Consider the following 13,119-nt stretch of genomic DNA (forward strand, 5'->3'; position numbering starts at 1 on the left):
AAATAAAAAATGGTACATCCGTATTAGATGTACCATTTTTTCAACTTTTACATATTTAAATAGTTACTAAAATCTCTTTTGATAGATACGCTCCGTCCCGTTAACGGTGCGGTATTTGGATACGAGCGGAGTGAACTGCAATGTTTCTTTATCTCCTAAGCCAAGATATCCGTTTCTTGCTAAGCTATCGTAAAAGAGGTGATGTACTTCATGCTGCAGCTCAGGTGTAAAATAAATGAGCACATTGCGGCAAATGATAACATCAAATTCCTGGAATGATTTATCCGTCGCCAGATTATGCTGTGCAAACATAATATTTTCGCTTAAGTAAGGTTGAAATGTGGCAAAGCTATCATCCGTTTTATAGTAATGGGAAAAGCTTTCAGTTCCGCCAGCTAAAATATAATTTTTTGTATAGGCTTGCATTTTATGAAGAGGGAAGGCACCATGCGCTGCTTTTTTCAGCACATCTTCGTTCATGTCTGTCGCATACATCATCGTACGATCCAGCAGACCTTCTTCCTGCAGAAGGATAGCCATTGAATAAACTTCTTCACCCGTTGCGCAACCTGCATGCCATATCCGTATTTTATCAAGCTGTTTCAACTGTGGGATAATCTCTTCCCGGAACGCCCTAAAGAATGAGGGGTCCCGGAACATTTCAGTTACATTAATCGAAAAATCGTTCAACAACACTTTTAACAACTCTTTATTGTATATAACCGATTCGGTTAATTGTGATATTGATGAAAAATTATTAAGTCGCATGCGATGTTCAATGCGTCGCAATATAGATTGTTGATTATACTTTCGGAAATCATATCCCGATAATGTGTAAACTGCTTCCAATAATAATCGTACTTCTAACTTCTTTCTATACATTTCGTAAACTTTCCCCACTTGTGAGCCATACCGTTAGTACGGAGAATAGTTGTTCCAAGTTTAAAGGCTTACTAATATAATCGGAAGCCCCAGCTTCAAATGCTCGATCTTGGTCTTGTTTCATCGCTTTTGCTGTTAATGCAATAATCGGCAGCTCATGTAATTGTAAATCTTTGCGGATACGCTCCATTGTTTCATATCCGTCCATTTCAGGCATCATAATATCCATCAGAACAGCATCAACACGTGTTGCTGTCTGTAAAATATTCAAGCATTCTACACCGTTAGACGCTTCTATAATGTGAACACCTTTATGTTCCAATGCCTGACGAAGCGCATAAATATTACGGTAATCATCATCAACAATCAAAATATGCTTTTCATCAAATATCGACTTTGATGCACCCATCGGAAGTGCTGGAGTGGCATCTGTATAAACTGCTTCCTGTTCAGCAATTGTCGATTGTACAGCATTTCCATCAGGTAAGCTTGGCAAGTACACAGTAAACGTACTACCTTGACCTTCAGTACTTGTTAACGTAATCCAGCCACCAAGAAGTTTAGTAACTTCGCGGCAAATGGATAAACCTAAGCCTGTTCCGCCATATTTACGAACAGTGGCTCCGTCCGCTTGCTGGAACGATTCAAATACAATGCTTTGTTTATTTTTCGGAATACCAATACCGGTATCTGTCACACTAATCGAGATCCATGTGTCGCTTAGCTGTCTCATGGTAGGTGTTATACGTGCTTTATCCACCTTCACTGTTACCGAACCTTCCTCAGTAAACTTCAGTGCGTTGGAAAGCAAGTTATTTAAAACTTGATGGAATCGTTTCACATCTGTATGGAAAATTTCAGCAAGGTTATTTGCTACATCCACCGATAATTCCAAACCTTTTTGTTTCGCTACCGGCAGGAATAGACTTTGAATATGCTGTGGAATTTCATAAATATCCATTTCTCTGAACCATAAATCCATTTTTCCGGCTTCAACTTTCGATAAATCCAGTATGTCATTAATCAGGTTCAGTAAATCTTCGCCTGAATCATGGATAACTTTTGCATATTCCAGCTCGTCATCAGATAAATTATGCTCATGGTTTTCCGCAAGCATTTCAGACAAGATTAAAATGCTGTTGAGCGGTGTACGCAATTCGTGAGACATATTCGCAAGGAACTCTGATTTGTAATTTGAGCTTTGACGCAGCTGTTCTGCACTTTGTCTTAACTCAACCTGTACTTTTTCCAGTTCATGTGTTTTCTGTTCCGCATCACGTGTACGTTCTTCTAAACGTTCATTAATTGTTGTCAGTTCTTCTGTTTGCATTTTCAGTTCTTCAGATTGCGTTTGAAGCTCTTCTGACTGAACTTGCAATTCTTCTGTCATTGCCTGTGATTCATTTAATAGACGAATAACTTCCATACGACCAATAATACTGTTGATCGTTACACCTAGATGCACAACAACTTCTTTAATAAGGTCACGATGCTGTTGGCTATAAGGCTTAAGTGAAGCCAATTCAAAAACAGCTACAACTTCTCTTCCGAAAAGTACAGGAACGATAATACCGTTCGAAATCGGAATATTTCCGAGTGACGTTTCTAAGTAGTGGAAACTGTTATCTTTATTGTCATAGCTCAATACACGTTTTTCTTTTACACTTTGACCGATGAAGCCATGTCCAACTTCGAAGCTGTCACGACCTACATTATCGCCTGTTTCTGCAAAGGCAGAAATTTTATTGAACTTGTTATGGTTGCGAATATCCTGAATGTAAAATGCACCATACACCGAATGTGTACGAGTCGTTAATGATTTCAGCAATACTTCACCTAATTCATCAAGCGTATCGACACCTTGGTAGGCTGTTACAACTTCGGCCAAGTTCGTTTGGTACCATTGACGGTTTTCCAATGTCGTAAGAAGCGAATTCGTTGCCAGAACGAGATCTTTTACTTCATCGTTTGTTTTGGCAGTAATACGTTTCCGTACTTTACCGTCTGAAGCATTCATATCCTGAATCGCTTCCGTAACTTCGTTGATCGAACCGGCAATATTACGTGAAATAATTGTGAAAATAACGATTGTCACTGTCGCAATTAATGTTAGGATTGCAAAAAGACTATACGTTAACGCTGTATTTTGATCATTAAGATCCGCTACTTTTTCTTGAATCGATTCTGTTTCAAAAGTACGGAAAGCAGTGAATTTTTGTTGCAGTTCACTAATGGCCAAGCTGCTTTCAACACCGTTGAACGCTCCAAGTATTTCTTCATTATTATTAGCAAGTATCGCATTCAATAGAGGTTGTCCAGTATTGTTAATCCAATCTTCGATACCGCTATGTACTACTTCCAGCTGTTCCTGACCGCTTGAAAAGTCATAAACAATAGTGCTTAATTCATCATAGGAAGCTTTCCATGTTGCCATTTCTTCATTAAACTTATCTAAATGCGTTTCATCGTCCGTAATTAAATAACGATGTAAGGAGGATTCCATATTAAGAATTTGGCGTTCCAAATTGTTTGACATCATACGCATTTGAGAATCATATTTAATAATGTCGTTTCGTTCTTTTTGTAAACTTGTTATTTGATTATTCAAGACAAGAGCTGCGACGATTAAACATACTATGAGAATAATATATCCACTCGTAATTTTGAAGCCAATGCCCAATTTACGTTTTTTCTTCATTATGTTCCTACCCTGCCTTTATATAAAATTTCTATCAACTAAGTATACTATAACTTAGTAGAGTGTACGAATATGATGATTGAAAAAGTGGAAAGAATTACAATGTTTAATTGATATAATGGATTTAATTCGTATCAATTTTCCCGTAAATCCCGCCACCGCCTCCCGTTATGGCAATTTGTCCTTTTCTAGATAAGTCGATTAGGACTGCGAGTTTTTCGGGAATGACGTTTTTTAGTTCTTCCAATGAAGCCTCATGCAAAATATTCATCTCTGTACCAAACACATCCAGCATCTTTTCGATTGTTTTAGAACCAATACCCGGAATAAAATCGAGCGGAACTTGGTGAATATACGGAGGTCTGCTGATTTCCAGCTGCGGGTTATCCGTTAATTCTACAATTCTTTTTGCAACGCCTTTAATCAACTGCTCCTTTCCGCAATGAGGGCAGCGGCTATGACCTTCCTCTATTAATTGTTCACCGCAGTTGGCACATACCGTCTCGTGATATTTGCCAAGAAGGGGATTGAGTCCGTAATTGGCTATGATTTGTCTGCCTTCTATCTGATGGAGCGCTTTTCTCAGCTCTTCAAAATTAGCATCCTTTAGCCGGATTTTCTGATATTCACGGGCAAGCTTTCCTAAAGAATGCGCATCCGAATTTGTTACAAAGCTATAAGGGGCCAACTCGCTAATCCCTTTGACCATCATTGTGTCCGAACTTAATCCAAGTTCAATTCCATCAATGAGGTTTGGATCGAAAACTTCAGTTAAGCTGCTTTTAACACCTTTTCCAAAAAGACTTTTAAATGGGGTAAATACATGTGCAGGAATAAACAGGCCGCCAAGTTCACGGACTTTTTCCTGCAGGCTACGGCCATCACATCGTGTACGTTGTGTGCTCAAATGGATGTTCTTCTGATGAAGCTGCAGCCAGCTTGAAAACTGCTTCATCTTCGTAAGCGTTGGTATATAGCAAAGGACATGGATCGGTCCATGACAATTGGCATCATAAATCTCGATTTCCGTTCCTAAAATAAGCGTCGTCTTTTTATAACGAATGCCGCCTTCCGCTAATTCTGTTGCTTTTTGTTCATGAAGCAGCTGTTCTACTTCTTCGATTACTTCTGGTGAATGACAATCGATAATGCCGATTAAATCCAAACCTTTTCTCGATGTAGCGGTTTCCAAAATATTTGTCAGCGTCAGGTTTTTACTTCCTGTTATTTTGACTGCGCGTCCTTTATAAGTACGCCCAATATGTATATGTAAATCCGCATAAATTTCCTTCCACATTATGCACACATCCTTAAAAGAGTTGTTTTTTAAATAATACCCGAAATTCGAAGTTTATTTTCAACGTGGGGAAGATTATTTATATTAAATAACTCAGACAGTGGTCACGATATTCGAAAGCTGCCGAAGCAAAAAGGAAGGGGGCAAAACCCGAAAACACCCTTTTTTTCTATAAGAAAAAGGGTGTTTTTACTATGCTTAAAAATATACGTTTCTTAATAAGAGATTTTACTTGTCTAACGAAATTTCCAATTATGTTGCATTATCTTTAAATTCAGTTCTGTTAATCAACTGCTTCGGACAGTGTTGCTTTAGTTGCGGTAACATTTTCTGGAGACACGCGATTTTGCATATTTACATACGAGCGTTTATCCGAAACGAATGTTAAAGCAATCGCAGCAATTAAACCCGGAATGGCAAATGCGATGAAGTTCATTTCAATCGGCAATGCAATTGATAATAGGAAGCCGCCTAGAAGGGGACCCATCATGCCGCCCATACGCCCAATCCCGGATGCCATCCCTAATGCAGTGGAACGGATATTTGGAGGGTAGTACTGTGAAACGTATGCTTGTACAATATTTTGAGCACCGATTGTTGCAGCACCAGCGACAGCAACTAACACATAAATGTAAAACGTATTACCGCCAAACCCTAGAAGTGTTAAAGCGATTGCACCAGAGGCATACATCGGAACGAGCATTTTCTTTGAACCGTATTTATCACATAACCGGGCGATAATAATCGTACCGACCATTGCACCACCTTGAAGTGTAATGAGGAAGCCTAAGCTCGAGTTCAACCCATAGCCCGCTTCAATCATGAGCTTTGGCAACCATGTGTTTAATCCATAAACCATTAGAAGACATGAGAAAAACGCTGTCCAAAACATGACCGTACTTAAACCACGTTTATTATTAAATAATCCGACAACAGGAACTTTGGAATTATCAACCGGAATATGTTCGAGCTCTTCCGTTCCGTCAAATGTTATATTCGGATCTACTTTTCGTAAATTCTTGAATAACTCTTCTGTCTTTCCCCTTCTAGCAAGGTAAACTGCTGATTCCGGCAGCTTTTTATACATCAATGGTAATAATAGTAGTGGAATTCCGGCCACCCAAAAAATTGACTCCCAGCCTAAGCTTGGCATAATTAAGATACCTAAAATAGGGGCTAACATCCCGCCGACAGAATAGCCGCATAATACAATGGAAACGACCATACTGCGCATTTTTTTAGGTGAATAATCTGTCAATAATGCGATGACATTCGGCATAATGCCACCGAGGCCCAACCCAGCGAAAAAGCGGAAAATTGAAAATAACAATACATTTGTTGTAAAGCCACATAGGACTGTAAATAAGCTAAATAATACGATCGAAATCGCGGTAACTTTTTTTCGGCCAATACGGTCTGCTAAAATTCCTAAAATGATCGCACCAAACATCATACCGAACAAACCATAACTGCCAATTGCTCCGGCTTGAACTGTCGTCAATCCCCATTCCTCGATCAGTACAGGGACAACTGTACCATAGACCACTAAATCATACCCATCAAATAAAATAATGAGAAAACACCATGCCAATAAGCTGAAATGAAAGCGGTTAAACTTACTGTCTGCAATAACCTGTGCTACGTTAATTTTCTTCATATGCATTCCCCCTAAAAGTCCCCAATCCCCATTGAACCGACTTAAATTATTAATATAGTGAACAAAGTTCATAATATTTATAGATAATAATATTCTGAATTAAGGTAATTTTCAATGTTTATTATTAAAAAAGTTTAAAAAAGTTAAAAAAACATCAAATTGTCTAGTTTATATAAATTTTTCGTTAAAATGCACAAAAGGGTAGGAGAACAATTATTTAATTTCTTTTTATGAGATATTTGTTAGTGAATGAATTAAAAGAGGGGTTAAATTAATATGTCCTGCTGACAGGGGAAATTCACTCAGCAGGACCGTTTATTTACTCGTAATTTCAATTAAACAATCGTTTTTATTGCTTGCCATTTTTCCATTACGACATCTTCATCAAACGTACTAATGATTCGATAGTTTTCGTCATCTAAAATGCGGTAATGCTTGCTTAAAAGATTTTGCTGAAGTCGGTGGTGTTTATATTCGTCGATGTTCTTCCACCAAACATAACCGCCCATTGTTTTTTCACGTGGGGTAATGATGACATTATGTGCGGTAAGTTCAATGACTTCCATCGGGTCGCCGCCAATACGGTTTTGTAATGTTTCGCTATGACGGAAGAGGGCGCAGATCGCAATCGTCGTTGTCCAGTTTGCATAAGTACGCTCTTTCTCGATTTGTACGAGTGTCTTTTTCGAAATGCCCAAAATTTCGGCCATTTTATCTTGTGTATAGTTATTTTCAGTGCGGATAAGTTTCAAACTTTCCGATGTTATTTGTATAATAAAATCTCGATCCATCGAATCACCTCGTGTAATAATACACTAAATATAACATAATGCCATTTCTATTTCGACGAATTGAAATAAAAAATAGCCTGAGCAAAATCGCCCAGACTACTTTCATATAACAATTATTCGTCCTTTCCTTTTCCGAGTAGCTTATTTGAAATGACAAGTCCGATTGCACCGATAATGATGAACGAAATCGAACGAATAAGGATGTCGAGCTCGGATAAATCAAAGAAAATCATCTTGATAATCCCGAAGAACAGTAAGCCAATACCGACCATCTTCAAATTCGAGTAGCTTCGTTTCGCTGCAAGGAACAACGAGAAGCAGGCGAAGGTGAAAATAAATACAGTATTTAGAATAACCGCTGAGTTCCAATTGATAAGATCATGGAAATTCATGAAATTCGTTATACTGAAAATCCACATAATCGAAATAATCATACTGGCGATCGTCAGTTGCTCTATATATTGGCCGAAAAACGTTTTGTAGTTTTTATAAATCCATCCTTTTTCCCAAGCATCAGCAACAATTGCCCACAGAATGGCAAAATACAAAATGCGAACGATAAGGGCGACGATAACTGCCTGGTCATCAACCCATACAGTGGAAAGTAAAACAAGTCCCGCAAACACATAAACGCCAGAAGCAAGCCAAGGAAGAAAATGACCGACGATTTCGGGTTTGACGACTAAAACAGCAGCAAATGCAAATGCAATTAAACTAATTGCTAAAAACGTTGTGTAGTGCTGCGGCATATACGCCCAGTCCAGTTTCCAAACATAAAGTAGGGCAACTAAATATAATAGGCACGGATAAATATCTTCCAATTTGAAAAGTCTCTTTTTCTCTTCAACCGGTGCAGCTTTATACTGAAGCAGGACTTTATAAAGACCTATTAGCATCGCTATAACAAGAACAATGTTCAAATGCTTCAATGAGAAGAATGGCTCCACTTCATAAAACATTAAAACGAAAAAGGCGAGTACAGAAAACGTAATACCTTTAACCCATTTCATGAAGAAAATCGCATGCTTCAACGCAACGACCAGTCCGCCAAATGACACGACAATCATCAGAAGCAATGACATTTCGCTTGAAATATTGAGCTGGGTAATAATATTCAGCAGTACAATAATCGATAATGTCCCGAACATATCAATTAACAGTCGTTCCGCACGCTTGAATACGATATATAAAGCGCCGGCTACAATCGCAAAGAACAAAATAAGAGCGATTAGTAACGGAGTCTCTTCACGAGCAAGTATTCCGTTTATGAGTGACAATACGATGACTGTAAAAGTGAATAGTAAACTAGCATGCAACTTACTATTACTAGAATATAACCGTATGAAACTTATGAGAAACAGACTGAAAACGGCAATGATCGCAAATGCAAAAAAGGCCAGTCGTTCATCATGGAATATCGAAACAACCGCCAGTGCTAAAACTGAAAAGGCCGTCCCGATATAAAGTGCTCTACGCTGTGTATGTTTTAAAATAACGACTTGCACAACGGCGAAAAGCAACACGACGAAAATGCCGATAATCACTCCGCTAAACTGCATGTATTCCAATAAATACGGCAGTAATAATGACGTAAAGACAACGAGTGCTGTCAACGCTTCATTTCCTTTAACATAGCTGATGAAAACGCCGTAAACAATATAAATTAGGGCAAAAATTAATGCTACATATAAACTGAGCACATCATATAAAATGGCCCCCGCAGCAGTTGTTAAAATCCCGACAATGAAGGCACCACCGTAAAGCGATAACGCGACAACCCGTGACCCTTTTTCCTTTTTCTCCATATAGTAGGCACATGCGCCAAGACCAATCGATAATACAAAGCCGGCAATAATTTTGACGCTATCGGATAAGAAGCCGTAATCACTAACGAGTTTTAAGCCCCAGAGGACACCGAGCACTAAAATGACCGTAAAGATTCGCGGTAATGCCCGGGTAAACAAGTCTTCCAGTGACCGCTTTTCCTTTTCTGGAATAGGGTCTTCTCTAGGAACAGCAACCGTACTACTTGGTACAGGTAGTTTTTTTCGTACAACAGGTTTTACCGGTTCTTTTTGAACGGGTACAACTTGCTCTATTTTCACATGTTGCTTTAAATGCTGTACTTCTGTTTTTAATGAGCGTACTTCCTGTTCCAAAGCCGCAATCCGTTCCAGCATTTCTGTATCTCTTTCCACACAATCACCTCTTTCAATAAAAGTAATGATACTCTATTAGTGTAATTTTACACTTTTATGCAGTGGAAGTAAATTGTTTTCGGAAAATTCATTTACCGTAAAACTAATCTATAAATAAGGGGCGAGAAAAATAGTAAAAGGACTATTTATGAGAATGTCATGCATATTATTTATCATTTGAAACTATAATTAAGTAATATAGAAATAAGTAAAATTAGTAGGGGGTAATATGAGTAATTTAATTATTTTTTCAATCATTTTTCTAATCGTCCTAGTAATTTTTATCAAGCTGTTTCGTTCCTTTACTGCACAATTATATATTCGAAGCAGAATACGAAAAGGAATCAGGCAGAATTTTAAACAAATTAAATTGGCAAAAGGCAATAAGCAACAGCTATTTGACGTATATAAAAGTGTTTATAATAACGCGACATCAAAACCAAATCGATTATTTGCCTCCAGAGACCGAGATAAGTTTGAACTGAAAGCAAATACGGAATTAAACCGTATGACGAGAAATCCTTTTACAAAACTGTATGCAAGCGCATTAACGTATTCAAAAGGGTTATTTACATGTCTTTTTCTTATTGCGACAATTCTTTCAGGAGGAATTTTGAAAGAGGAAGTAAAAGCCTCTTCATTGACATTGCCGACAGTTGACCAAGACATTCAATTAAAACTGAATGTTAACTTGGAAGATAAAATCGATCAGATCGTGACAAGCTTTATGCAAGGTGAAAATAAACTGCAAAGCTTTAATTTTCAGGATTTGGCGAATAAGAAGGTTGTTCCGGTTTATGATGTAAAAGATTTACCGCAGGCAGTGACCAATGTGGAGCAGTTAGGCCAGGCAATCGCCCATCATATGTCGCAGTTTGAACATCAGTTTACGGTTTACTATGAAGGGGATGTCTCCGATTTTGAAACGACAATAGATGAAGTATTTGCATGGCTGGAAGTAAATGAACCGTATTTATGGGCGGTCATGGGCGAGTTCTCAACACGCGCCAAATACTACGGCAATAAAGTTGAATGGCATGCAACGGTAAACTATGATTTAACAGCAGAAGAAAATGCTATTGTGCTAGGGAAAATCGATCAAATTATAAGTACAATTCCGGAAAACGCAACGGTGTCGGAAAAAGTGAAATTTGTGAATGATTATCTAGTTGTGCATACTGAGTACAATGTGAACAGTAAAGCGAATCCACATACACCGTATTCTGTTTTAATGAATGGGGAAGGTGTCTGTGAAGGATATGCATTGGCTGCATTATTAATGTTTGAAGCGCTCGGTATCGAGGCGAAATATGTTGTCGGTAATGCCGGCGGACCCCATGCCTGGAATTTGGTGAAAGTGGATGGACAGTGGTATCACCTCGATATTACATGGAATGACCCGGTTCCGGATCAGGGAGATCGAGTCCATTATCAATATTTCCTCATAAGCGATGAAAAACTTTCGAATGACCATGAATGGATTAAAGCGGATTATCCGAAAACATCTGTAAATGATTACCTGTAAAAAATAATATTGACAAAATAATGTATTAACCACATAATACACTTATTAGGTGTATGAAGTGCTTAATACATTTTTTTATGCATACTGTATTAAGCGATTAGTACAGAGTTCGGTTAGATGGATTTTTTTTGCAGATAGTGTACTAAGTGAGTAATACACGAAAGGAGCTGAACAAGGTGGATGTGAAATTCAATAACCGGGATCCTGTATATGTGCAGGTTATCCGTCATTTTAAGGAACAAATTGCAAAAGGTTCGTTTGCGCCAGGGCATGTCATCCCATCTAGACGGGAGTTGGCTAATCAGCTCAAAATCAACCCGAATACAGTGCAGCGTGCCTATAAGGAAATGGAGGAGCAGAAATTGATTTATACAGAAGGAAATATGCCAAGTTGCATTACGAAAGATGAAGCGGTACTAAAAAGTGTACGTGAAGAATTAATCAGTGAAGCGGTGCAAGTATTTATCAGTTCGATAAAATCAATCAATGCGCCACTTCCCGAAATAATGGAGCTCGTACAGAAACAGTATGAGGAGGCGGAGCAGCGTGATTGAAGTTAAAAATGTCTCTAAAAAATATAAAAGAAAGCAAGTATTGAAAGATATGAGCTTTACTGCAGAAAAAGGGCAAATTACATGCCTGATCGGAATTAACGGTGCAGGAAAAACGACCATTATGAAATCAATCATGGCGCTCACTCCGATTGACCGTGGCGAAATTTTAATCGATGGCAAAAAAATCAGTAAAGATGCGTACGAAAGAATTACGTATATTCCAGACCGTCTGACAATGTCGCCAAACTATACCATTGCACAAAGCTTCGAGTTTATGGCCGATTTTTATAAAGTGTGGAATGAACAGCGGGCAACAGAACTTCTCGCATTTTTTCAACTGGATCCGAGCGATAAAATTTCAAGCTTGTCAAAAGGGAACACAGCAAAAGTCAATTTACTGCTTGGCTTGGCATTGGATGTAGACTACATACTAATGGATGAGCCATTTTCAGGAATCGATATCTTTTCTAGGGAACAGATTGCAAATGTCTTTACGAGTCATTTAATCGAAAACCGCGGCGTTATTATTACAACACATGAAATTAATGATATCGAGCATTTAATCGACAAAGCGGTGCTTATCGGAGACGGCCGTGTATTAAGAGAAATGAATGTAGAACAGATGCGGGAAACAGAAGGCAAATCCGTAGTAGATGTAATGCGGGAGGTGTATGTAGGATGAATCATTATATAAAGCTCGTCAATTTTGAAGTGAAACGATTTAGTAAACTCTTTCTAGCTTTAATAATTGCGGTAGTAGCAGCCCAAATTTTCGGGGCTATTATCACGTCTTTACATTATGTAAGCAATGCGGAAACAACGATGCTGCGTGACCAAATGACAGTAAGTGACTATATACAAAACTATGGTGCGTATTCACTGCAGAACTTTTTATTCTCGGAATACTTCATACTATCCCTTGTATTTGCAGCAGCGTTACTTATGATTTATGTATTTTTTATTTGGTATCGTGATTGGTTAGGAAAATCATCGGTTATTTATCGTTTGCTCATGCTGCCTACAGCACGCAGAAATGTGTATTTTGCCAAATTAACAACAATTTTGCTTTTTGTTTTCGGTTTAACAGGAATGCAAATCATCTTACTGGAAGTTGTGAAACAAATTACTCAACGAATAGTACCTGACCAATTATGGATGGATGAAAGTGTAATTTATATTTATTCTACTGAAATACTGGATTTATTGTATCCACAATCACCGTTATTATTTGTTTTCTATTATGTAATTGGTATTACAGCTGTTGCAGTAGTCTTTACTTCTATATTATTTGAACGCAGCTATCATCTTAAAGGGATTTTCCTGGCATTAATCTATAGTGTGATTTCAGTAGTCATTGTAATGGTTCCAGTAATCATTCAAACGATCACCGATTATTTTTATAGGAATGAGATTTATTTAATCGTTACTGGGTTCAGTATTTTAACAACTGCACTTGCGATTTATTTAGCAGATTATTTATTAAAACGAAAGATTAATGTGTAGAGGAGGGGAATTAC

At 38.0% G+C, this 13,119-nt stretch carries 10 protein-coding genes; 4 read left to right on the forward strand and 6 right to left on the reverse strand.

Annotation, left to right across the window (positions count from 1 at the left end; translation table 11 throughout):
• Positions 1-66 precede the first annotated feature (66 nt).
• From ACQKN3_RS13645 to ACQKN3_RS13670, 6 genes are all read right to left on the reverse strand, one after another.
• Complete coding sequence (locus ACQKN3_RS13645; protein ID WP_427712249.1) at positions 67-882, reverse strand: CheR family methyltransferase; 816 nt, start codon at positions 880-882, stop codon at positions 67-69.
• Positions 875-3,580, reverse strand: coding sequence for an ATP-binding protein (locus tag ACQKN3_RS13650; protein WP_427712252.1), 2,706 nt, complete (start codon positions 3,578-3,580; stop codon positions 875-877). The genes ACQKN3_RS13645 and ACQKN3_RS13650 overlap by 8 nt, the downstream gene beginning before the upstream one ends.
• Before the next feature lie 124 nt (positions 3,581-3,704).
• Positions 3,705-4,877 carry an endonuclease Q family protein gene (locus ACQKN3_RS13655; RefSeq protein WP_427712255.1) on the reverse strand — a complete coding sequence of 391 codons (1,173 nt, stop codon included), beginning with the start codon at positions 4,875-4,877 and terminating at the stop codon, positions 3,705-3,707.
• Positions 4,878-5,160: 283 nt separating this feature from the next.
• Positions 5,161-6,534 carry an MFS transporter gene (locus tag ACQKN3_RS13660; RefSeq protein WP_251690145.1) on the reverse strand — a complete coding sequence of 458 codons (1,374 nt, stop codon included), beginning with the start codon at positions 6,532-6,534 and terminating at the stop codon, positions 5,161-5,163.
• A gap of 335 nt (positions 6,535-6,869) precedes the next feature.
• On the reverse strand, positions 6,870-7,325 hold the full coding sequence (locus ACQKN3_RS13665) for a helix-turn-helix transcriptional regulator (RefSeq protein ID WP_087618661.1): 456 nt from the start codon (positions 7,323-7,325) through the stop codon (positions 6,870-6,872).
• Positions 7,326-7,438: 113 nt separating this feature from the next.
• Complete coding sequence (locus tag ACQKN3_RS13670; RefSeq protein ID WP_427712257.1) at positions 7,439-9,523, reverse strand: DUF2339 domain-containing protein; 2,085 nt, start codon at positions 9,521-9,523, stop codon at positions 7,439-7,441.
• 229 nt (positions 9,524-9,752) lie between these two features.
• Between ACQKN3_RS13670 and ACQKN3_RS13675 the strand changes: the two genes are divergently transcribed.
• The 4 genes from ACQKN3_RS13675 (at position 9,753) to ACQKN3_RS13690 (ending at position 13,105) form a co-directional block, all read left to right on the forward strand.
• Positions 9,753-11,048 carry a transglutaminase domain-containing protein gene (locus tag ACQKN3_RS13675; protein WP_427712260.1) on the forward strand — a complete coding sequence of 432 codons (1,296 nt, stop codon included), beginning with the start codon at positions 9,753-9,755 and terminating at the stop codon, positions 11,046-11,048.
• Positions 11,049-11,224: 176 nt separating this feature from the next.
• Positions 11,225-11,602, forward strand: a complete 378-nt coding sequence (locus tag ACQKN3_RS13680; protein ID WP_340716140.1) for a GntR family transcriptional regulator — start codon at positions 11,225-11,227, stop codon at positions 11,600-11,602.
• Positions 11,595-12,284: an ABC transporter ATP-binding protein gene (locus ACQKN3_RS13685; protein WP_427712263.1), complete on the forward strand. Its 690-nt coding sequence runs from the start codon at positions 11,595-11,597 to the stop codon at positions 12,282-12,284. The genes ACQKN3_RS13680 and ACQKN3_RS13685 overlap by 8 nt, the downstream gene beginning before the upstream one ends.
• A complete protein-coding gene (locus tag ACQKN3_RS13690; RefSeq protein WP_427712266.1) occupies positions 12,281-13,105 on the forward strand; it encodes a hypothetical protein in 825 nt (274 codons plus the stop codon). The genes ACQKN3_RS13685 and ACQKN3_RS13690 overlap by 4 nt, the downstream gene beginning before the upstream one ends.
• The last annotated feature ends 14 nt before the right edge of the window (positions 13,106-13,119 follow it).

Origin of the sequence: Solibacillus sp. NPDC093137 (assembly GCF_050280445.1) — a bacterium.
GTDB lineage: Bacteria > Bacillota > Bacilli > Bacillales_A > Planococcaceae > Solibacillus > Solibacillus isronensis_B.